This is a genomic window from Tolypothrix sp. PCC 7601 (genome assembly GCF_025677855.1).
Lineage (GTDB): Bacteria > Cyanobacteriota > Cyanobacteriia > Cyanobacteriales > Nostocaceae > Aulosira > Aulosira diplosiphon.
Genome location: NZ_CP064879.1, coordinates 1,694,826 through 1,716,489 on the forward strand (window position 1 = coordinate 1,694,826; position 21,664 = coordinate 1,716,489).

Below are 21,664 nucleotides of genomic sequence, written 5' to 3' on the forward strand. Positions count from 1 at the left end.
AACAAATAATTTCAGAAATTAAAAGGTATTTATAAAGCATGGATGGTGCGTTACGGCTAAATTTAATTGTTTCTGTGTCCCAAATCCTTTCATAGCCGTAACACACCCTACGGTTTCTGGCAAATGACAAATGACAAATGACAAATGACAAATGACAAATGACAAATGATAGTCTCAGCCAGTTATCTTTAATTTTGCAGACCTACTTAACTCATCATCAATGAAAAATGACTTCTAAATTAAAAACCAAAATCGGACTGAGGATTGCAGCTTTTCTCACAGCTTTAGTCGGATTAGTCAATTTGGTTTCTGCAGTTACGCCAACATTACCTGAACGCAGTCATTGGTTAAAGCAATTATTACCCTTTGAAATTCGTGCTAGTGGACATATATTTGCGGCTTTAACTGGGTTTGCATTATTAGCTTTGGCAACAAATTTATTGCGGCGAAAACGTATCGCCTGGTTACTGACAATTGGTTTATTAGTAATTTCTATTATTAGTCATTTAGTCAAGGGTTGGGACTACGAAGAAAGTATACTTTCTGGTATATTGTTGGTGCAATTAATCTCCATGCGCCATATATTTACGGCTCAATCAGACCGTCCTTCAATTGCACGGGGAGTTAGGGTATTATTAGGCGCTTTACTATTTACTTTGGCATACGGCACAATTGGATTTTACTTGCTAGATGGCAAATTTTCGGTGAATTTTGATTGGCAAGATGCGATATTTCAAACTCTCGCCATGTTCTTCACAGAAGATAATGCGGGATTGCAACCCAAAACCCGATTTGGTAATTTTTTTGCTGATTCAATTTATGTAATAGCAGCTTGTACGTTTATCTATGCATTGGTAATGCTATTACAACCAGTTTTTCTGCGTGATTCCGCAACCCTAAATGAACGCCGCAAAGCTAAAGAAATTGTCGAAAAACATGGTCATTCTTCTTTAGCAGCTTATACATTATTAAATGATAAAAGTTATTATTTTAGCCCTTCAGGTCGCAGTATCATCGCCTATGTTCCCAAAGGTAGGGGTGCGATCGCATTGGGAGATCCCATTGGCCCCATAGATGAACGTCAAGAGGTAATAGCCGCTTTTGGGGAGTTTTGTCAGCGTAATGATTGGTATCCCGCGTTTTACCAAACTTTACCCAATGATTTGGATATTTACATTTCTCTCGGTTTTCGGGTACTCAAGATTGGTGAAGAAGCGATAGTAGATCTGGAGACTTTTACTTTACAAGGAAAAACTGGTCAAAAATTTCGCTCTGCAATTAATAAATTGACAAAACTAGGTTATGAAGTCAAGTTTTACCAACCACCAATTGCTGATGAATTATTACGTCAGCTAAAACCTGTAAGTGATGAATGGTTAAAGATGGTACAAGGTTCAGAAAAAAAGTTTTCTCTGGGTTGGTTTGATGAAGCCTATTTGCGAGATTGTGTAATTGCTGTAGTTTACGAACCCCAAGGAAAAATTACTGCCTTCGCGAATATTGTGCCAGAGTATCAACATAATGAAGTTACTTTGGATATGATGCGCCATCGTCCAACAATGGAAAATGGCACAATGGACTTTTTATTTAGTTCCATGCTCCAGTATTTTAAAGAGAAAAATTACGATAGTTTTAATTTTGCACTTTCTGCTTTAGCTGGTGTAGGTGAAACTTCACAATCACGCCGCTTAGAAAAAGTATTAGGCTATCTCTACGAACATTTAAATCGCTTCTACAACTTCAAAGGTTTACACGCCTACAAAGAAAAGTTTCGTCCCCGTTGGGAACCACGTTATTTGGTTTATCCCAGTTTGAGAAGTTTACCCGATGTAGTGGTGGCATTAATTCGTGCCGATTCAGGCGATCGCCTTCTCGATTATTTCAAACCAGGGGCTTAAAATTGTCAATCCGTTTGGAGATGTAGATAAACGCCAAGACAACCAGTGATAGCCACCATCTGGATACAGATAACGGATTTGCAAATGCAAATATGCGATCGCAATATGATCTGGACGTACTAACTCTAAACACTCTCCAACTTCAGCTTTCACCTTGGGCTGAATCAGCATACACTGATTTTGGACTAATGAAAGCTGTTGCCCTATAGGAACGATGAGCGAAAGTAAGATCCCAGAAATCCTGGAAACCTTCGAGGCAGAACTGTTATCGGAGTGGACTCAGGAGTTAGCTACTGTCAATATTCGCAGAGGCTTGATTAAAGAAGCTGAACTCAAAGAGGAGTGCCGAGAATTCCTGAGCTTGTTTCGGATTGCTGTTGGGCAGGGCGAGTTGACCAATATTCAAGCAGCACAATGGCAGGATGTGCGGGAGATACTGACCAGCATTTCTCGATCGCGATCGCAAAAAGGCTTTACACCGTCGCAAACAGCTACATTCGTCTTTTCGTTCAAGCAACCCCTCTTCAACCGGATGCGTCAGCAACTGAAAGATCCCATTGACTTAGGTGAAGAAATCTGGCTAGCGACAAACTTACTGGATCAGCTGGGATTGCTGACAATGGAAGTATATCAGAAGACGCGGGAAGAAGTGATTTTGCGGCAGCAGGAAGAGTTGATGGAGTTGTCTACCCCAGTGGTTAAACTCTGGGAGGGAATTTTGGCATTACCCATTATTGGCACCCTGGATAGTGCCCGCACTCAAATGATGATGGAGTCTTTATTGCAGAAGATTGTCGAAACTGGATCAGAAGTTGCCATCATCGACATTACCGGAGTTCCCACCGTCGATACCCTTACTGCTCAACATCTGCTCAAAACCGTTACTGCTGCCCGTCTCATGGGAGCCGATTGTATGATCAGCGGTATTCGTCCTCAAATTGCTCAAACAATCGTTTATCTCGGTATTGATTTGACTGATGTCATCACGAAAGCAACCTTAGCCGATGCCTTTCTCATGGCGCTAAAACGTTTGGGAGTAACCATCACCCGCTCTCAACCCCAATAGGTGGACAGGAGAAACTAATGGAACGCATTCCCATACTCAAAATGGGCAATTACCTGCTGGTGACGATCCAAGTGGATATGCACGATCGCCTGGCCATGACGCTACAGGATGACTTGACCAACCGCATTGCTGAAACTCGCGCTCACGGTGTCTTGATCGATATTTCTGCATTAGAAATTGTTGATTCCTTCATTGGCAGGATTTTAGGCAACATAGCCAGAATGTCACGAGTGCTGGATGCCCAGACGGTTGTCGTCGGAATGCAGCCTGCCGTGGCAATTACTCTAGTGGAATTGGGGCTGTCACTGACGGGTATTCGCACTGCCCTAAACTTAGAAAAGGGAATGGCTCTGTTGCGATTGTTACTTAATGAAACCACAAATCAGGTCGCTGCCACCAAACGGAGTGCAGATGACGATGGAGAAGACTGAAACGATCAACATTCAATCTTCTAGTGATGTAGTCGTAGTTCGACAAGCCGTGCGTCAGTTAAGCGTGGAAATTGGCTTGAGCTTAGTAGACCAAACTAAATTTGTGACCGCCGCCAGTGAGTTAGCCCGCAATACCCTAGAATATGGGGGAGGTGGCACAGTCAAACTAGAAACACTTCAGGAAGGGAAACGACGAGGACTGCGGCTGACCTTTGAAGATCAAGGGCCGGGAATTCCTAATATCGACCTGGCGCTCAAGGATGGGTTCACCACCGGTAGCGGGTTAGGTATGGGACTGGGCGGTGCCAAACGACTTGCTAACGAGTTTGAGATTCATTCTGTGGTGGGAGAAGGAACGCGCGTCACAATTGTACGATGGAAATAAAATGCTAGAATCTGTTGCCATTTCGATTACTGAATCTAGCCAGATCGGCGAAGCCCGACGAGTAGCGATCGCTTTAGCAACTCGGCTCGGCTTTCAAGATACGGAACGGGGCAAGGTTGGCATTGTGGTAACAGAGATTGCGAGTAATCTGATCCAGCACGGTCAGGGCGGAGTATTGTTGCTAAGATTGATCGAATACAATTCAGCCATCGGTATTGAAGTCTTATCGCTAGATAAAGGACGGGGAATGGTTGATGTGGATGAGTGTTTGCAAGATGGCTTTTCCACAGCCGGAACGTTAGGCAATGGACTGGGGGCAATTCGTCGCCTCTCTGGTTTATGTGAAATTTACTCGATTCCCCACCAAGGGACGGCGCTCCTCGCCCACCTCTGGTCAAATTCGATACCCCATTTGCCCCAAAAGTCCTTAGAAATTGGGGCAATCTGTTTGCCAAAACGAGGAGAAGAAGTTTCTGGGGATACCTGGGCGTGTCAAGTAAATGATTACCGCAGCTTGTTGCTAGTAGCCGATGGCTTAGGGCATGGGCCTGCGGCTGCCACTGCGGCTGCAACAGCCGTCAGAATTTTTCAAGAACATCATCGCGCTCCTGGTGCAATTGTTGAAGCTGCCCACGCTGCCTTGCGAAGTACAAGAGGAGCAGCACTCGCCATTGCTGAAATCGACTTTGAACAACAGTTTGTCCGCTTTGCCGGCATTGGCAACATCGCTGCTAGCATTTTCTCGTTGACTAAACGCCACCATCTGATATCTAACAACGGTACAGTGGGACATGAAATCCACAAAATTCAGGAGTTTAGCTACCCCTGGTCTGCCAACGGACTTTTAATTATGCATTCTGATGGATTAGATACTAAGTGGCAGCTTGATCGCTATCCAGGCTTGAGTCACAAACATCCCAGCCTGATTGCAGGTGTCTTATACCGAGACTTTAACCGAGACCGGGACGATGTGACAGTGTTAGTGGCTAAGGGAATGGGCAGTTAGGGCAGGAGGCAGGAGGCAAAAGGCAGGAGGCAGGAGGTTTAAGAATTTTGAGTGGGAGCGAAACGAATTGACAATAGTTTTCAGCCTTGAAATCCACTACGAACAGGATATTGTGCAAGCTCGGCAGCGAACTCGTGAGATTGCAGCGCAACTGGGTTTTGATACTCAAGATCAGGCACGATTGGCAACGGCAGTTTCAGAAATTGCCCGCAATGCCTTTCAGTACGCCGGAGGCGGAACAGTTGAATTTTCTGTGGCAGGAGAGCCTCAAGAGTTGATCATTCGGATTCAGGATCGAGGTGAAGGCATTCCTCATCTGGCTGAGGTTTTGGCAGGACGCTTCACCTCAGACACAGGAATGGGCTTAGGCATCATGGGCAGCCGCAGACTGATGGATTTCTTTGAGATGGAATCGCAGCCAGGACAGGGAACAACGGTGGTGATGAGTAAAGGGTTGTCGAAGCGCACACCTACTTTCACCGATTTGCAATTGCAGCAGATTCGAGACACTGTGATGGAGCGATCGCCTCAAAATCCCTATGAAGAAATCCAGCGCCAAAACCAGGAATTACTGCAAGCAATGGCAGAGCTACGCAAGCGCGAAGAAGAACTAACCCAACTTAACCGGGAACTGGAAGATACCAATCGCGGTGTGCTTGCTCTCTACGCAGAATTGGATGAGAAGGCAGACTCTCTGCAAAAGGCCAACGAGTTAAAAACCCGCTTTCTCTCGAATATGAGCCATGAGTTTCGCACACCGCTCAACTCTATTTTGTCCCTATCTCGGATGCTGCTGGCACGGATGGATGGTGATTTGACCGCCGAGCAAGAAAAGCAGGTGACATTCATCCAAAAGGCGGCGAGTGGATTATCAGAACTGGTCAACGACTTGCTGGATTTGGCAAAGGTGGAAGCTGGAAAAATTGAAGTGCGTCCCAGTTCCTTTGAAGTCAGTGACTTGTTTGCTACGCTGCGAGGAATGCTGCGCCCATTATTGGTTCAAGGCTCCTCCGTGGCGTTGAATATCGAGGAACCTGAAGGCATTGGGCAAATGTATAGCGATGAGGGGAAGGTCGCGCAAATTCTGAGAAACTTTGTCTCGAATGCGCTGAAATTTACTGAGCAGGGAGAAGTGCGTGTCAGCGCTATGCAAAGGGGTCATGCTGTGATCTTCTCCGTGTCTGATACAGGCATCGGTATTGCGATCGCCGATCAAGAGCGCATTTTTGAGGATTTTGTCCAAATTGAGTCTTCTCTACAAAAGCAGGTGAAGGGAACCGGGTTAGGGTTGCCGTTATCACGTAAGCTAACGGAGCTACTCGGCGGCAGCATTTCAGTTGAAAGTAAGCTGGGCCAAGGCTCTACCTTTACGGCATCGATTCCGATTGTCTACCCATACGCGACCGAATTTCCCACCCTACTGCCACCGATCGCATCACTTGAGTCAACTCGCCTGCCCATTCTGGCAGTTGAAGATCATCCAGAAACGTTATTTATTTACGAAAACCACCTTCAGCATTCAATCTATCAATTAATTGCCACCCGTACCTTAACTCAGGCAAGGCAAGTATTACAAAAAGTTCGACCAGCGGCGATTATGCTAGATATTATGCTAGAAGGACAAAACGGCTGGACGTTTTTGCGAGAACTCAAAGGAGATGAAACAACTCGCAGCATCCCTGTAATCGTCATTACCATCATTGATAACGAAAAGCAGGCACTGGCGCTAGGAGCCGACGGTTTTTTAATTAAGCCAGTAGACAGATTGCCTCTATTAAAAAAACTTAATACTCATCGTTCGCGTAATCGATTCTGAAAATAAAGAATTCATCAAAATGGTTAAAAGGCTTACAACAAAAGGATTAATCGCATCAAACTTTTATCCATATACCCTTTAGAGGCGTGGTTAGTTCACAGTGCGATGACGGTGCGATCGCACCGATACATTCAGATTCCTACTGAAATCTTTGAGGGAAATCGGGTAAGTGTAAGCTTTCTATTCTGATTACCAAAACCAAAGCTATATATAGTAGGAATTTCATGGTTTTTTGGGAATTAATTATTTCCGATTTGGATTACGCGAATGGTGAGTTAATAGGCTAATTAATCAGAACCAACCTCAAACACTCTTGTTAATTGATGATGACCCCGCCTATCGGTATTTAGTGAAACAGTTGTTGGTAAATACACAGTTAAGTATTTTAGAAGCCATGAATGGACAGGAAGGATTAAATTTAGCACAACGCGAGCAACCAAGTGCCATCGTGCTTGATTTGGAAATGCCAGAGTTGAGCGGGTTTGATGTCCTCAAGGAGCTGAAGAGCAATACTGTCACTCAGTCGATTCCGGCGATTATCTACTCATCAGCACAGCTGGATGCAGAAGCGCACAGTCAATTAGCAAAAAAAAGCATCGCCATTCTTTCTAAAGACATCGGTTCTCAAGGAACAGCGATTGCCCAACTCCAAGATGCGCTCGTAAAAGCTGGACTGGTTCTAGATGCTTGCGGGCAAAGTTATGTCTGAGCCACGGGTGACGATCCTGCATGTTGACGATAACGAAGCCAATCGTTACGTTGTGACTCGAATTTTGCAAAACGCAGGCTTTGCTGTCGTGGAAGCAGCAACCGGAGCGGCAGGATTAAAGGCAGTTGCCAATCATCAGCCAGATTTGGTGATTTTGGATGTCAAATTACCTGATATCAGCGGCTTTGAGGTCTGTCGCCAAATTAAGGCCAACCCCGAATTGGCTTTTATCCCTGTGCTACAACTTTCTGCAAGTTTTATCCAAAGCCAGGATAAAGCAGAAGGTTTAGACAGTGGTGCTGATGGCTATCTAGTGCAACCCGTTGAACCTATTGAACTGCTGGCTACAGTGCGATCGCTGCTGCGAATTCGCCGCGCAGAGGAAGCTGCTTTGTCCTCAGCCCGAGAGTGGCAAACCACCTTTGACTCAATCAACGACGGCGTATGTCTGGTAGATAGAGAAGGTAGAATTCGCCGTTGTAATCGAGCGATGATACAGCTTGTTTGCAAGCATAAGAGCGAAATTTTGGGTCGTCTTTACCATGAGTTGTTAAACGCAGAATGGGGAATGGGTGACGGCACCTGTTTTCGCCGTGCTCAAGAAACTCACCAACGGCAAGTTCTAGAATTTCAGTCCCAAGGACGGTGGTTTGCCAAAACTATCGACCCGGTATTTGATCGCCTGGGGACACTCACAGGTGCGGTTTTCATCCTGTCCGATATCACCGAGCGCAAACAAGCAGAAGTCTTGCTGCAAGAGCAGAACGAGCGCCTCAATCGGCTGATGGTTTCTTTACAACAACAAACTGAACAAGCACAACAAGCCAACCGGATTAAAGATGAATTTCTGGCTGTGCTGTCTCATGAATTGCGATCGCCCCTGAATCCGATTTTGGGATGGACAAAAATTTTGCAAACGAGCCAACAGGACGTAGCCAAAACTCAGTATGCACTTGCAACTATCGAGCGCAACGCTAAACTACAAGCGCAACTGATTGAAGATTTGCTGAATGTGTCGCGCATTCTTCAAGGCAAGTTGAGTTTAAATAAAGTTCCAGTTAGCCTCAGCTTGATCATCAAAGCAGCCTTGGAAACCGTGCGGCTCGCTGCTGAAGCTAAATCCATTCAGATTCAAACAGTATTTGAACCAAACCTTGGGCAAGTATTGGGTGATTCTGGTCGTCTGCAACAGGTTGTTTGCAATCTACTTTCCAACGCGATTAAATTTACCTCACAGGGTGGTCGAGTCGAGGTGCGGTTAGAAAGGATGAAGAATGAAGTAGATACTCATCCTTTGGAATATACTCAAATCACTGTCAGCGACACTGGTATGGGGATCTCTAGTGACTTTCTGCCCTATGTCTTTGACTACTTCCGCCAAGCTGATGGGACAACGACCCGCAGATTTGGTGGATTAGGGTTAGGGTTAGCGATCGTGCGTCATTTGGTTGAACTGCATGGAGGAACCGTTCAAGCAGCAAGCAAGGGAGTTGGACAAGGAGCAACCTTTACAGTCAAGTTTCCACTGCTCGCTGCCGCACAACTGAATCAAAATGATACTACCTTTCATAATCGCTCAGACTTCAATCTCAATGGGTTGCAAACGCTGCTTGTAGATGATGACAGAGATTCGCGGGAGTTCATTGCCTTCCTGCTAGAACAGTACGGGGCGCAAGTGACGCAAGCCCAATCAGCACATGATGCTCTGAGCAGTTTGGGGCAAGCAAAATTTGATTTGCTGATCAGTGATATTGGGATGCCCGATATGGATGGCTATACACTAATTCGTCAAATTAGAAAGCAGTCACCTGACCAGAGTAGAGAAATTCCAGCGATCGCCCTCACTGCTTATGCAGGAGATGTCGATCAACAACTCGCACTATCCGCCGGATTTCAAGAGCATATTTCCAAACCAATTGAGCCAGAGATACTAATACAGGCGATTTTAACTATAGTCCGGGTATGAGACTTCCAAATAAAAAAATAATCTCTTTGGCAAGCAGATGAGGAAGAAGAATACAATGATGGTCTTGCCTCCGAAAAATGGATAATTTAATTTCTGGAAGTCCCTATAGTAAAGATTAGTGAAAAATTCGGACATTATATCTGCCCTATCTCTTCATACTCTTTTTTTGGCTAAGGCATTACTTATACTAAATCAAATAATGTTTGCAACACATCAATATATTCTAGAGGGCAAGGCAGTGCCTCAATACTGCTCGGTTAAGGATTTTCAAGTTGGAATTTGGTTTGGGGAAAAGGTGAAAGGGTAAGGGTTAAAGGTTTTTTCTTGCCCCTTTTCCCCTTCCCCTTTTGCCCTTAACCGACAAGTATTGGGCACTGCCTTGCCCCTACCCGTGTTTGGTGACCTCATGTACCCGCAATCTGTAATTGGTTGTGAATTGATTACATCGCCTGTAAAACTTGGCGAATCGTATCTGCTGGTACTTCATCGGTAACTGTCACTACACCTATCTGTGTTGGTAAAACAAACCTGACTTTACCTGCTTTGACTTTTTTATCTAGTTGCAGTGCGTCAATAATGGCTGCAATATCTACCCCAGAGGGTAATTGAGTCGGTAAACCTGCTTTTTGAATTAAGGCGTTTTGACGTTCTGTCTCTTCTTTTTGCCACATTCCTAGTTCCACGGCAATTTGCCCAGCTGCTACCATACCAATACCCACAGCTTCGCCGTGATTGACTAGGCGATAACCAGTCAAGCTTTCTACTGCATGACCAATGGTGTGACCATAATTGAGAATTGCCCTTAATCCAGCTTCTTTCTCATCTTTGCTGACGACATCGGCTTTAGCTTGACAAGACCTAATTAATATGATTTCTATCAGTTCAGGTTTAATGTAGCGGAGTTGGTTCAGGTGTTTACTTGCTTCCATTTGGGAAAACAAATCCGCATCCCAAATCACACCATACTTAATTACTTCTGCCATTCCCGCCCGAAACTCGCGCACGGGGAGAGTTTTCAAAACTTCGGGGTCAATTAATACTAAGCGCGGCTGATGAAAAGCCCCTATCAAGTTTTTACCTTGGGGATGATTTACGCCTGTTTTGCCCCCAATTGCCGAATCTACCATTGCTAACAATGTGGTAGGCACTTGCACGACACTAATCCCACGCAACCAAGTAGCGGCAGCAAAACCAGCCATATCACCAATCACACCACCACCCAACGCCACAATTGTAGCGGAACGTTCGAGGCGGTTTTCTAAAGCTGCATCGTAGATTTTTTGAATAGAATTCAGGTTTTTGAAGCGTTCCCCGGCTGGTAAGATACAGCTAGAAACTTCAAATCCTGCCGTTTTTAAAGAATTGATAGCTCTATCACCATAATGCTTAAAAATAGTGGGATTAGAAACGACTAGTACCTTTTTCCCTAGCTGCAAACTAGTCATTTTCTCACCCAGTTGATCTAAACTACCAGGTGCGATCGCAATCTCATAAGATTGCTCTGGTAAATTCACATTAATTACAGAAGTCATTACCCAGCCCCAAAACACGCCGTGGGCTGTATTTTACCGCAATCTGGGGCATGGGGCATTGGGCATGGGGCATTGGGGATAAATTCCCATTACCAATTACCAATTACCAATTACCAATTACCAAATGACAAATAAAAAACAGTTTGTGCAAAGACAAACTGTTTATACTAACTAATTTTTACTCAGTACTCGGCACTCAGTACTCAGCACTGGTGGCTTAGAACATGCCCATGCCGCCCATGCCACCCATACCGCCCATGCCGCCCATGCCGCCCATGCCACCCATGCCGCCATCAGCGGGAGCAGCAGCTTTCTTTTCAGGCTTTTCAACAACGAGGGCTTCGGTGGTTAGTACTAAACCAGCAATGGAAGCAGCATTTTGCAAAGCTGAACGCACGACTTTGGCGGGGTCGATAATACCAGCCGCAATTAAGTCTTCAAATTCGCCTGTAGCGGCATTGTAGCCAACATTGATATCAGTTTCCTTGACTCTGGAAACGATAACGGAACCTTCAACGCCAGCGTTATCGGCGATTTGACGCAATGGTGCTTCTAGTGCGCGTCCAATGATGTCAGCTCCAATTTTTTCTTCGTTATCTTCGAGGCTGTTTTTGATGGCTTCTACTTTGGTAGCCAGGTGAATTAGGGTTGTACCACCACCAGGCACAATACCTTCTTCTACAGCCGCTTTGGTAGCGTTGAGAGCATCTTCAATCCGTAATTTACGGTCTTTGAGTTCGGTTTCGGTGGCTGCACCAACTTTGATTACTGCCACACCGCCAGCTAGCTTGGCAATGCGTTCTTGCAGTTTTTCTTTGTCGTATTCGGAATCTGTTTCTTCTAATTGTTTACGGATTTGACCAATCCGCTTTTGAATTTCTGGTTTGGTGGTACTACCAGCGACAATTGTGGTGTTTTCTTTGTCAATGGTAATTTTGCGGGCGGTTCCTAGGGCTTCGATAGCTGCGGTATCCAAGCTCAAGCCGATTTCTTCCGAAATCATCTGCCCATCGGTGAGAATCGCAATATCTTGTAACAAAGCTTTGCGGCGATCGCCAAATCCAGGGGCTTTAATTGCAGCTACGGAAAGTACGCCTCGTGCTTTATTCACAACCAAAGTTGCCAAAGCATCGCCTTCGACATCTTCTGCAATAATCAGCAAAGATTGACCCAAACGAGCCACTTTTTCGAGGATAGGTACTAAATCCTGAATGCTGTTAATTTTTTTGTCAGTAATCAGAATCCGAGCGTTTTCAAATTCTACGGTCTGCCGCTCGTTGTTGGTGATAAAGTAAGGAGAAATGTAACCCCGGTCAATTTGCATCCCCTCCACTACTTCTAGTTCAGTTGTCAGGGACTTAGATTCTTCAACAGTAATTACACCATCTTTAGTGACCTTATCCATTGCTTCAGCCAGCATACTACCGACTTCTTCATCATTGCCCGCTGAAACTGTGGCAACTTGAGCGATCGCACTTCCTTCTACTGGCTTGGCTATTTTGGCGATTTCTGCAACTAAGGCCTCTACAGTCTTGTCCATCCCCCGCTTTAGAATAATGGGGTTGCTACCAGCAGCAACGTTCTTTAAACCTTCGCGGATCAAAGCTTGTGCTAAAACCGTGGCTGTAGTGGTACCATCACCAGCAACATCTTTTGTTTTCGATGCTACTTCTTGGATGAGTCTCGCACCTGTATTTTCTAATGGATCTTCTAATTCAATTTCTTTGGCAACAGTGATACCATCGTTGACAATTTGGGGGGCACCAAATTTTTTTTCTAAAAGAACGTTCCGGCCTTTTGGCCCTAGGGTGATTTTTACAGCATCAGCAAGAGCGTTCACACCCCGTTCTAGGGCCCGCCGCGATTCCTCATCAAATGCAATAATCTTCGCCATGTTTTATTTCTCAAGCGCTTCCATTAGACAATTTAGCACTCACAGCGCCAGAGTGCTAATACTATGACGAAGATTGGGGATTGGAGATTGGGGATTGGGGACTGGGGATTGGGGATTGGGGACTGGGAAAAAGAGTGATCAAGGGACAAGGACAAATACCAATTACCCAATGACAAATGACAAATGACAAATAACAAATGACAAATGACAAATGACAAATAACAAATGACCTTAACCTTAACTTTTATTGATTAAGATACAGTTGATGCTTATGTTGAATATTAGCAGTAATGGTTGGATTGGGAGATGAATCTATATAACTCCCTGAAATCCCTGGGTATTGCCGAACCAAGCGGCACCGGCTGGTTGGCTGTAATGTTTACGTTTATTTTGGCTTGGTTAGTAACCTGGCGTTTAATGCCGACAGTACGTAAATTTGCTTTGCGGGTGGGTTGGGCCGATCAACCAAACGCACGACGACTGAACCGAGAACCTTTGCCAAATGCAGGGGGATTGGCTATTTACACAGGTGTGATTGCTGCACTGGTATTAGCTACCCTTTTACGACCGATTGAATTGCAAGGTGTATTAGCTCAGGTTTTAACTATCCTTTTGGGAGGAACAATCTTAGTTCTGGTTGGCTTTATTGATGATCAATTTGGCTTACCTCCCTCTGTGCGGATGTTCACTCAAATTCTCACGGCGCTGTTACTAGTTGCTAACGGTATTAGAATCGAAGTTACTTTTGGCACACCCATTGATTATCTCCTTTCCCTATCACTGACAGTATTTTGGGTAGTAGGTATTACCAATGCTATCAACTTGATGGATGGTATGGATGGTTTAGCTGGAGGAGTGAGTTTTATCACTGCGATGAGCCTATTGGCGGTTTCTGCTCAAATTTCCCAAAAAGCAGCCGCAACCTTAGTCCTAGCAGCATTGGGAGGCGCAGCTTTGGGCTTTTTGCGCCATAACTTCCACCCCTCCAGAATTATTATGGGTGATGCTGGAGCCTACTTTTTTGGCTATGTACTAGCGGCGACTAGTATTTTAGGAAAATTGCAAGTAACTACCGTATTTGCACTTGTACCAACAGTATTATTTTTGCTACTTCCAGTACTGGATACAACACAAGTAATTGTGCGAAGGCTGATGGCGGGTAAAAACCCCATGAGTACGCCAGGAAAAGACCATCTTCATCACCGCTTGCTAGCTTGGGGATTCTCTCAACGCCGTGCTGCGTTTACCCTGTGGTCAATTAGCTTAGTTTTTAATTTGTTGGCGATGAGAATGCAGCATTTGTCCTTGGTGCAAATGCTAGCTACAACCTTAAGTGTCATCCTCCTGATTGGCTTTACTATCTGGGGACGAATGAAGAGGGTGGAAGCAATTTCATGAGTGAATTTTTGTGACAAAACCTCGAAATTTGAGCAAATTTGTCTGGATCTAAGGACAGTGGCGATCGCAAATTGAATGGAAATGCGATCGCCACTTCTGTGATTCAGGAGTAAAACTATGCATCGTCAAGGTAAAAGAGCGGCTAAATCTCAGGTTTGTCACGCCAATAACCAATTTTGTCCGATTTGCTTTGTTGTCCCACCACATATGTTGAAGGAGATAGCCAAACGTGGTGATACTCAACAGAGTGACTGGGCGTTTCAAAGCTTAACCCGTTCCGCCCGGATTCGCGGACAACGTGATGTCTTAAGCTTAATTCCTTCGGCTAAATCAACTGGAGAGAAGCGCCGGACGATTTATGATGCCAATAATGGTATAGAACTGCCTGGCAAACTGGTACGTGGTGAGGGCAATCCTCCTACTCAAGACCCCGCCGTCAATGAAGCCTATGATGCTGCTGGTGCTACCTTTGATTTTTACAAGGAAATCTACAAGCGAAATTCTATTGACGATCGCGGTTTGCGTTTAGACTCTACAGTTCATTACAGCCAGAATTATGACAACGCCTTTTGGGATGGCAACCAAATGGTTTATGGCGATGGCGATGGGCAGATTTTTACTCGCTTCACCAAATCAATTGATGTCATCGCCCATGAACTCACCCACGGGATCACTCAATATGAAGCGAATTTAACCTATCAAAATCAACCGGGGGCATTAAATGAATCTATGTCTGATGTCTTTGGTTCCTTAGTTAAACAACGGGTACTCAACCACACAGCAGATCAAGCCGACTGGATCATTGGCGCTGGTTTATTTATGCCTGGGGTGAAAGGAGTAGGTATTCGCTCTATGAAAGCGCCGGGAACTGCTTACGACGATCCTGTATTGGGTAAAGACCCCCAACCCGCCCATGTCAAAGATTTATATAAAGGAACCGAAGATAACGGAGGTGTACATATCAACTCTGGTATTCCCAACCATGCTTTTTATTTAGCCGCAGTAGAAATCGGTGGTTACGCTTGGGAAAAAGCTGGAAAAATCTGGTATATCACCTTAAGAGACAGATTACGCCCCCGTTCAAATTTTGCCAAAGCCGCACACCATACAATCTCTGTAGCTGGCGAATTATATGGTCATGGAAGTAAAGAACAAAATGCTGTTCGTAATGCTTGGAAAAAAGTAGGCGTAGAACCAGCACTGTTGGGATTATAAGTTGTGAATTGAATGTTGAGTGTAGAGTACTGAGCTTTCCGCACTGTACACTCAACATTCAGCACTCCTTAAGCCATTACCATGCCACCATCGACATTGAACACTTGGCCAGTAATGTAGGCGGCGGCGGGATCAGCAGCTAAGAAACGCACCATCCCAGCAATTTCTTCCGGTTGACCGTAGCGACCAAGGGGGATGAATTTGAGAATTTCTTCAGTATTGCTGAGATTGCTGGTCATGTCGGTGGAAATAAAACCAGGGGCGACGGCGTTAACGGTGATCCCGCGAGAAGCTAGTTCTTTAGCCACAGTTTTGGTAAAGCCGATGACACCTGCTTTGGCGGCACTGTAATTTGCTTGACCAGGGTTACCCATTTGCCCAGCAACGGAGGCAATATTAATAATGCGTCCAGAACGTTGCTTGAGCATAACTTTACTAGCAGAGCGTGTGCATAAGAAAACACCAGTAAGATTGAGGTCAATCACCGCTTGCCAATCTTCGGGCTTCATCCGCAAAAGTAAGGTGTCGCGAGTAATACCTGCATTGTTGACCAGAATATCAATCCGCTTAAATTTATCGATGACGGTGTTGAACAGCGCCTCTACTTGGTCGAGTTTAGAAACATCTGCTTGCAGCGCTAAAGCTTCGCCACCTGCTGCCGTAATTTCCGCAACTAAGCTGTCAGCAGCACCACTAGAACTGGCATAATTAACAACTACATTGGCTCCGTAGCTAGCTAATTCTAGTGCGATCGCTCTTCCTATTCCTCGTGATGCACCTGTAATAATTGCAACTTGTCCACGTAATTTTTGTAAGTTCTCTGGCAAAAGTTCCATGTAATGTTTTTTGAATCACCGCGCTAATTATCTTATGGTGATTTGTACCTTCAAGAATAGAGAAGAAGTAGAAATTCAATTCAAGATTATTAATTTAAAAATAGAATGCCATAGATGGGTAGCTGCATCTATGAATATTATTTAAATGAATTTAATCTGATTAAATTCCTTAATTGTTGGGATATCAACGGTGCATTAGGCTAAAGCCATAACACACCCTACTGGAGAATGCTACTCACTTGAGCGAGATTTAGATCCCCGACTTTTTCAAAAAGTCGGGGATCTGGGGAGCAACTTTTTTATGTAAGTGCCATTCCAGCATAATAGATATTTAATTTGTCTTTTATCCTTGGCTCAAAGTTTTAATTTCGGCTGTGATATTAGCTCTGGCAATTTCTTCGGCAACCTCAAACATTAAAGGCGTAAAATAAATGCGATCGCGCTGCAAAAATTTTTCTAAAACTTGCTTGCGTCCAGCAATATATTGGTCTTGTGGAACCCAAGCATATTCTTGGCGAATTGCCTGAGCATATTCTTGATATTGAACTGGGTCGGCAGCTAAAATTGCTAAGTCGGCATCCAGTAGAACTTGGCTATCAAAATCATCCGCAGCCGCTTGATGTGATTTTGTATCGATAATTAAGCGGGTGATGTGGTCAATTTTATTAGCGGTCAGCCCTAAATTATGTAATAATTCACTTGCATATTCTGCGCTTTTTTCTTCGTTATCTTTAGCCTGAGTGTCATAAACTATATCGTGAAACCAAGCGGCAATTTGTACAGCATACATATCTTGAACATAGTCCTGTAAATTATCAATAGTAATCAGAACGTGAAGAATATGTTCTAATGTATGGTAATAACGCCCAGGAGCCAAATAACCTGCAATTAGGTGATTAAAAATAATATTTGTATCTATTGGATTAACCTTCAAAGGTAGGAGTGTTTGTTGCCAGCGATATAATAAAATATCGAGCAATTTTTCTTTAGATATATCTTTATTTCTGATGTTGGACATCTGAATTTATGCGTTAATTTATTAAACTGAATTTGCCATAGGACTTACGCCAATAACTACTCAAACTCTTATTCCTCTGTGTACCAATACTACTCAGTTAAGCGTTTTGAATTCAAAATTGGTTTTGGAGAAAAGGTTAAAGGTTAAGGGTTAAAGTTTTTCCTTTCCCTTTCCCCATTCCCCTTTTTACCCTTAACCGACAAGTATTCATTCCTCTGCGGTTTGATTTTCTGTAACCTCTGTGTAAATCCTGTTCCACTACAAATTGTATTTCGTAGGTAGATTTGATTTCCGAAACTGGAAATGAATTTTGCACTTGGGAAATATGGTGACAGCAAAATTGAGGAGTCAAAATAGAATACAGAGGCTTGTAAATGCAAGCCTTATACCAACTTGGGATATGTAGTATTGCTTGAAAATCCTGTCACGGCCTTATTTTCAAGGTTTTCAATCTAAAATCCAAAATTGGTATTACCTGGAATTAGGAGTTATTATCAGTGGTATTACAAGTACAAACCAGCACCTACGAAGCTAAAACCCAAGAAATTGCTAAACAACTTCTAGAAGTAACCCAAGAAAATCGCTCGTTTTTGGCATCTTTGCGCGATCAAATGCGCTGGGATGATAAATTACTAGCTTGGGCGATGAGCAATCCAGGTTTACGGGTGCAATTATTTCGCTTTATCGATACATTACCAGCTTTACGCAGCAGAGCGGAAATTGCTGCCCATTTACAAGAATATTTAGGAGATGAATCTGTAGAATTACCTGCGGCGTTAAAGGGAATGCTGAATTTTGCTAACCCTGATTCTATGCCGGGACAAGTAGCAGCCACAACAGTGGCGACAGCCGTTGAAACTCTTGCTCATAAATATATTGCTGGGGAAAATATTACACAAGTCATCAGAACAGTTGAACGCCTACGTAAAGATAAAATGGCTTTCACCATTGACTTACTTGGTGAGGCGGTAATTACAGAAACAGAAGCTAAATCTTACTTAGAACGCTATTCGGAATTAATACAGCAATTGGTAGCTGCATCAAAGAATTGGAAAGCTATAGCGGCTATTGATGAAGCAGATGGCGAACAGCTAGCAAAAGTTCAGGTTTCTGTGAAGTTAACGGCGTTTTATTCGCAATTTGACCCTTTAGACGCTGAAGGTAGTGAGGCGAGAGTTAGCGATCGCATTCGCACCCTTTTACGTCATGCTAAAGAATTAGGGGCGGCTGTGCATTTTGATATGGAACAGTATGCCTATAAAGATATAACTCTTCATATCCTGAAAAAATTATTAATGGAAGAAGAGTTTCGCCAACGTACAGATATTGGCATCACTATCCAAGCATATCTGCGTGACAGCGAGCAAGATGCTAGAGATGTGATTGCTTGGTTGAAACAGCGTGGTTATCCCTTAACTATTCGTTTAGTTAAAGGCGCATATTGGGATCAGGAAACTATCAAAGCAGCGCAAAAACATTGGCCTCAACCTGTTTATAATGACAAAGCCGCTAGCGATGCGAACTTTGAAGCCATTACGCAGCTATTGCTAGAGAATCATCAATATGTATATGCTGCCATTGGTAGCCATAATGTGCGATCGCAAGCTAGGGCAATAGCTATTGCAGAAACTTTAAAGGTTCCCCGACGTAGTTTTGAAATGCAGGTTCTCTACGGTATGGGGGATAAGCTGGCGAAGGCTTTGGTTGATAAGGGTTACCGAGTAAGAGTTTATTGTCCCTACGGTGAATTATTGCCGGGGATGGCTTATTTAATTCGGCGTTTGTTGGAAAATACGGCTAATAGTTCATTTTTACGGCAAAATTTGGAGAATAGACCAGTTGAGGAGTTGATAGCGCCTCCGAAGGTGGATTTGTCTCACGCAAAGGCGCATTCGCCGGAGGCGTTCCCGCAGGGTAGCCGCAAAGAAGAAGGCGCAGGGTTTTTGGGTGTGGCGGATACTGATTATGCACAGGAGGAAGAGAGGAGGAAGTCGGCGGAGGCGTTTCAGGCTGTTCATCAGCAATTGGGGAGGACTTATTTACCTTTGATTAATGGGGAGTATGTGAATACTCCAGAAGCGATTGATTCTCTCAATCCTTCTAACTTTAGTCAGGTGGTGGGGAAAGTCGGACTCATCAGTGTTGAACAAGCTGAACAGGCGATGAAAGCAGCGAAAGCAGCTTTTCCTGCTTGGCGGAAAACACCAGCGAAACAACGCGCTGATATTTTGCGGAAAGCTGGGGATTTGATGTCACAACGCCGTGCAGAACTTTCGGCTTGGATAGTTTTGGAAGTTGGGAAGCCAGTTAAGGAAGCAGACGCAGAGGTTTCGGAGGCGATAGATTTTTGTCTCTACTACGCCGATGAAATGGAACGGTTGGATAAAGGCGTAAATTATGATGTTTCTGGGGAAACGAACCGTTATATTTACCAGCCACGGGGAATTGCTGTGGTGATTTCTCCTTGGAATTTCCCTTTGGCGATCGCCTGTGGTATGACTGTAGCAGCGTTAGTTGCTGGTAATTGTACTCTGCTCAAACCTGCGGAAACATCTTCTGTTATTACGGCGAAACTCACAGAAATTTTGGTAGAAGCTGGGATTCCTCAAGGTGTCTATCAATATGTACCCGGTAAGGGTTCTCAGGTTGGTGCATATTTGGTTAATCATCCTGATACTCATGTAATTGCCTTTACTGGTTCTCAAGAAGTTGGTTGTAGAATTTACGCAGAAGCAGCTACCCTCAAACCCGGTCAAAAACAAATGAAGCGGGTAATTGCAGAGATGGGTGGCAAGAATGCCATCATTGTTGATGAGAGTGCTGATTTAGACCAAGCGGTTGTCGGGGTAGTGCAATCGGCGTTTGGTTATAGCGGACAAAAATGTTCTGCTTGTTCTCGGGTAATTGTGCTGCAATCGATTTACGATAGCTTTGTGGAACGGTTAGTAGAAGCCACAAAATCCCTGAACATTGGGGAAACAGAGTTACCTAGCACCCAAGTCGGCCCGGTAATTGATGCCAACGCCCGCGATCGCATTCGCGAGTATATTGAAAAAGGTAAAACAGAAGCCTTAGTTGCACTAGAGTTACCCGCACCACAACAGGGATATTTTATCGGCCCGGTGATTTTTAGTGAAGTGCCGCCGAATGCGATAATTGCCCAACAAGAAATTTTTGGCCCTGTGCTAGCGGTAATTAAAGTCAAAGACTTTCAGGAAGCATTAGCCGTAGCTAACGGGACTAACTATGCTTTAACTGGAGGACTTTATTCGCGTACCCCATCCCACATTCAGCAAGCACAACAAGAGTTTGAAGTCGGGAATTTGTACATTAACCGTACAATTACAGGTGCGATCGTCGCACGTCAACCCTTTGGTGGTTTCAATCTTTCTGGTGTTGGTTCTAAAGCAGGTGGCCCCGATTACCTGCTACAGTTCCTAGAACCGCGCACCATCACCGAAAATATTCAACGCCAAGGTTTTGCACCAATTGAAGGCGCAGATTAAATTATAAAAGAAGGTAGGGCAGATGCCCTACTTACTTTTTCATCGAACCGCAGAGGCGCAGCGAAATGATCAACAAAGATTTAATTATCAAAATTGTTGAGTCTCCTGAAGAATTTGCAGCAATTAAAGCAATTAGAATCGCTGTATTTCAGGAAGAACAAGGAGTAGAAGCTGCTTTAGAGTTTGATGGTAAAGATGAAATATGTGACCATTTAATTGCTTATTTAAATCAAGAAGCTGTCGGTACTACCAGAATTAGATATTTAGATAATAAAATTGCCAAAATAGAAAGACTTGCCGTTTTAAGCAAAGCTAGAGGTAAAGGTATTGGTAAACAACTTATGGAAAAAGCAATAGAAATTATTGCTCATCAGCATATTCCAGAAGTTATAGTTCATGCTCAAAAATATATCCAAGGTTTATATGATAATTTAGGTTTTATACCAGAAGGAGAAGTCTTTATGGAAGCAGATATTGCTCATATCAAAATGAAGAGAAAATTATTATAATATGATGATATTTGAATCATTATTTCATATTTTTTAAATTGCATATTTGTGGTTCTTATTCTCTGGTTACCTTGGTTTTTATAAGGCTAGTACCGCTATGCGTAAGTCAAAATACTTACAGTCTGCTGTAATTCCCGAAGAAGTCCTAAAAAATTATATTTACTCCCACAGTGGTAGAGTACTTAGCATCAACATTAATCGCTTTAATGGTGCATTAGAATCCTCTTCAACACACCATATTTTTAAACGATAGTTAATAATTAATGCTGCAATTAGTGGTACAGTGCACCAATAATCAATGTAATAATTATCGGTATCAAAATTGGAATAGCAACTAATAGTCCCCACTTACCAAATTTAATCTCTTCGCCTTCAGATTTCAGAAAAGCCATCCAACCTATAACTCCCATTACCAGCCAGAGAAACCCAAAGCTAAGAAATATAATAAATATTGAGTCATCCATTGTACATTAATTAAT

The 21,664-nt window shown here is 43.7% G+C and carries 17 protein-coding genes; 12 read left to right on the forward strand and 5 right to left on the reverse strand.

The genetic code is table 11. The features are described from left to right. Positions 1-227: 227 nt before the first annotated feature. The gene (locus HG267_RS07045; protein ID WP_045871459.1) at positions 228-1,898 is read left to right on the forward strand and encodes a phosphatidylglycerol lysyltransferase domain-containing protein; all 1,671 of its coding nucleotides are present in this window, start codon (positions 228-230) and stop codon (positions 1,896-1,898) included. Here the strand turns inward: HG267_RS07045 and HG267_RS07050 are convergent. Continuing rightward, positions 1,857-2,069, reverse strand: coding sequence for a hypothetical protein (locus HG267_RS07050; RefSeq protein WP_045871458.1), 213 nt, complete (start codon positions 2,067-2,069; stop codon positions 1,857-1,859). The genes HG267_RS07045 and HG267_RS07050 overlap by 42 nt on opposite strands. 43 nt (positions 2,070-2,112) lie before the next feature. Between HG267_RS07050 and HG267_RS07055 the strand changes: the two genes are divergently transcribed. From HG267_RS07055 to HG267_RS07085, 7 genes are all read left to right on the forward strand, one after another. After that, positions 2,113-2,964 (forward strand): STAS domain-containing protein, encoded by an 852-nt coding sequence (locus HG267_RS07055; RefSeq protein WP_045871457.1) that lies wholly within the window; start codon positions 2,113-2,115, stop codon positions 2,962-2,964. Between the two features lie 59 nt (positions 2,965-3,023). Further along, positions 3,024-3,395, forward strand: a complete 372-nt coding sequence (locus tag HG267_RS07060) for an STAS domain-containing protein (protein WP_235623071.1) — start codon at positions 3,024-3,026, stop codon at positions 3,393-3,395. Continuing rightward, positions 3,382-3,780 (forward strand): anti-sigma regulatory factor, encoded by a 399-nt coding sequence (locus tag HG267_RS07065; protein ID WP_045871455.1) that lies wholly within the window; start codon positions 3,382-3,384, stop codon positions 3,778-3,780. Before HG267_RS07060 ends, HG267_RS07065 begins: the two co-directional genes overlap by 14 nt. Position 3,781: 1 nt before the next feature. After that, positions 3,782-4,786, forward strand: coding sequence for an ATP-binding SpoIIE family protein phosphatase (locus HG267_RS07070; protein ID WP_045871454.1), 1,005 nt, complete (start codon positions 3,782-3,784; stop codon positions 4,784-4,786). Positions 4,787-4,853: 67 nt separating this feature from the next. After that, the gene (locus HG267_RS07075) at positions 4,854-6,602 is read left to right on the forward strand and encodes an ATP-binding protein (RefSeq protein WP_045871453.1); all 1,749 of its coding nucleotides are present in this window, start codon (positions 4,854-4,856) and stop codon (positions 6,600-6,602) included. A 313-nt stretch (positions 6,603-6,915) separates the two neighbouring features. After that, positions 6,916-7,311 (forward strand): two-component system response regulator, encoded by a 396-nt coding sequence (locus HG267_RS07080; RefSeq protein ID WP_045871452.1) that lies wholly within the window; start codon positions 6,916-6,918, stop codon positions 7,309-7,311. After that, positions 7,304-9,277 (forward strand): response regulator, encoded by a 1,974-nt coding sequence (locus HG267_RS07085; RefSeq protein ID WP_045871451.1) that lies wholly within the window; start codon positions 7,304-7,306, stop codon positions 9,275-9,277. Before HG267_RS07080 ends, HG267_RS07085 begins: the two co-directional genes overlap by 8 nt. Positions 9,278-9,717: 440 nt before the next feature. On the opposite strand, the gene aroB is transcribed toward HG267_RS07085, so the two are convergent. Next, positions 9,718-10,809 carry a 3-dehydroquinate synthase gene (gene aroB, locus HG267_RS07090; RefSeq protein ID WP_045871449.1) on the reverse strand — a complete coding sequence of 364 codons (1,092 nt, stop codon included), beginning with the start codon at positions 10,807-10,809 and terminating at the stop codon, positions 9,718-9,720. Positions 10,810-11,026: 217 nt separating this feature from the next. Continuing rightward, positions 11,027-12,703, reverse strand: a complete 1,677-nt coding sequence (groL, locus tag HG267_RS07095; protein ID WP_045871448.1) for a chaperonin GroEL — start codon at positions 12,701-12,703, stop codon at positions 11,027-11,029. A gap of 306 nt (positions 12,704-13,009) precedes the next feature. Between groL and HG267_RS07100 the strand changes: the two genes are divergently transcribed. Then, positions 13,010-14,101, forward strand: a complete 1,092-nt coding sequence (locus tag HG267_RS07100) for an MraY family glycosyltransferase (protein WP_045871447.1) — start codon at positions 13,010-13,012, stop codon at positions 14,099-14,101. Between the two features lie 117 nt (positions 14,102-14,218). Then, positions 14,219-15,316 (forward strand): M4 family metallopeptidase, encoded by a 1,098-nt coding sequence (locus tag HG267_RS07105; protein ID WP_045871446.1) that lies wholly within the window; start codon positions 14,219-14,221, stop codon positions 15,314-15,316. 68 nt (positions 15,317-15,384) lie between these two features. On the opposite strand, the gene fabG is transcribed toward HG267_RS07105, so the two are convergent. Together fabG and HG267_RS07115 are read right to left on the reverse strand one after the other, a co-directional pair. Continuing rightward, the gene (fabG, locus tag HG267_RS07110) at positions 15,385-16,152 is read right to left on the reverse strand and encodes a 3-oxoacyl-[acyl-carrier-protein] reductase (protein WP_045871445.1); all 768 of its coding nucleotides are present in this window, start codon (positions 16,150-16,152) and stop codon (positions 15,385-15,387) included. Between the two features lie 343 nt (positions 16,153-16,495). Continuing rightward, positions 16,496-17,170: a hypothetical protein gene (locus HG267_RS07115; RefSeq protein WP_045871444.1), complete on the reverse strand. Its 675-nt coding sequence runs from the start codon at positions 17,168-17,170 to the stop codon at positions 16,496-16,498. Between the two features lie 497 nt (positions 17,171-17,667). Here HG267_RS07115 and pruA point away from each other — a divergent pair, with 497 nt between their 5' ends. Both pruA and HG267_RS07125 read left to right on the forward strand, forming a co-directional pair. Beyond that, a complete protein-coding gene (gene pruA / locus HG267_RS07120; RefSeq protein ID WP_052335243.1) occupies positions 17,668-20,676 on the forward strand; it encodes an L-glutamate gamma-semialdehyde dehydrogenase in 3,009 nt (1,002 codons plus the stop codon). Between the two features lie 65 nt (positions 20,677-20,741). Beyond that, positions 20,742-21,185: a GNAT family N-acetyltransferase gene (locus HG267_RS07125; RefSeq protein WP_045871443.1), complete on the forward strand. Its 444-nt coding sequence runs from the start codon at positions 20,742-20,744 to the stop codon at positions 21,183-21,185. Positions 21,186-21,664 lie beyond the last annotated feature (479 nt).

Bases quoted from the DNA above. Each gene is read 5' to 3' on its own strand.
- HG267_RS07070 (WP_045871454.1), top strand. From the start codon at position 3,782: ATGCTAGAATCTGTTGCCATTTCGATTACTGAATCTAGCCAGATCGGC.
- HG267_RS07100 (WP_045871447.1), top strand. From the start codon at position 13,010: ATGAATCTATATAACTCCCTGAAATCCCTGGGTATTGCCGAACCAAGC.
- HG267_RS07050 (WP_045871458.1), bottom strand. From the start codon at position 2,069: ATGCTGATTCAGCCCAAGGTGAAAGCTGAAGTTGGAGAGTGTTTAGAG.
- fabG (WP_045871445.1), bottom strand. From the start codon at position 16,152: ATGGAACTTTTGCCAGAGAACTTACAAAAATTACGTGGACAAGTTGCA.
- HG267_RS07045 (WP_045871459.1), top strand. From the start codon at position 228: ATGACTTCTAAATTAAAAACCAAAATCGGACTGAGGATTGCAGCTTTT.
- aroB (WP_045871449.1), bottom strand. From the start codon at position 10,809: ATGACTTCTGTAATTAATGTGAATTTACCAGAGCAATCTTATGAGATT.
- HG267_RS07065 (WP_045871455.1), top strand. From the start codon at position 3,382: ATGGAGAAGACTGAAACGATCAACATTCAATCTTCTAGTGATGTAGTC.
- HG267_RS07105 (WP_045871446.1), top strand. From the start codon at position 14,219: ATGCATCGTCAAGGTAAAAGAGCGGCTAAATCTCAGGTTTGTCACGCC.
- HG267_RS07055 (WP_045871457.1), top strand. From the start codon at position 2,113: ATGAGCGAAAGTAAGATCCCAGAAATCCTGGAAACCTTCGAGGCAGAA.
- HG267_RS07115 (WP_045871444.1), bottom strand. From the start codon at position 17,170: ATGTCCAACATCAGAAATAAAGATATATCTAAAGAAAAATTGCTCGAT.
- HG267_RS07125 (WP_045871443.1), top strand. From the start codon at position 20,742: ATGATCAACAAAGATTTAATTATCAAAATTGTTGAGTCTCCTGAAGAA.
- groL (WP_045871448.1), bottom strand. From the start codon at position 12,703: ATGGCGAAGATTATTGCATTTGATGAGGAATCGCGGCGGGCCCTAGAA.
- HG267_RS07085 (WP_045871451.1), top strand. From the start codon at position 7,304: ATGTCTGAGCCACGGGTGACGATCCTGCATGTTGACGATAACGAAGCC.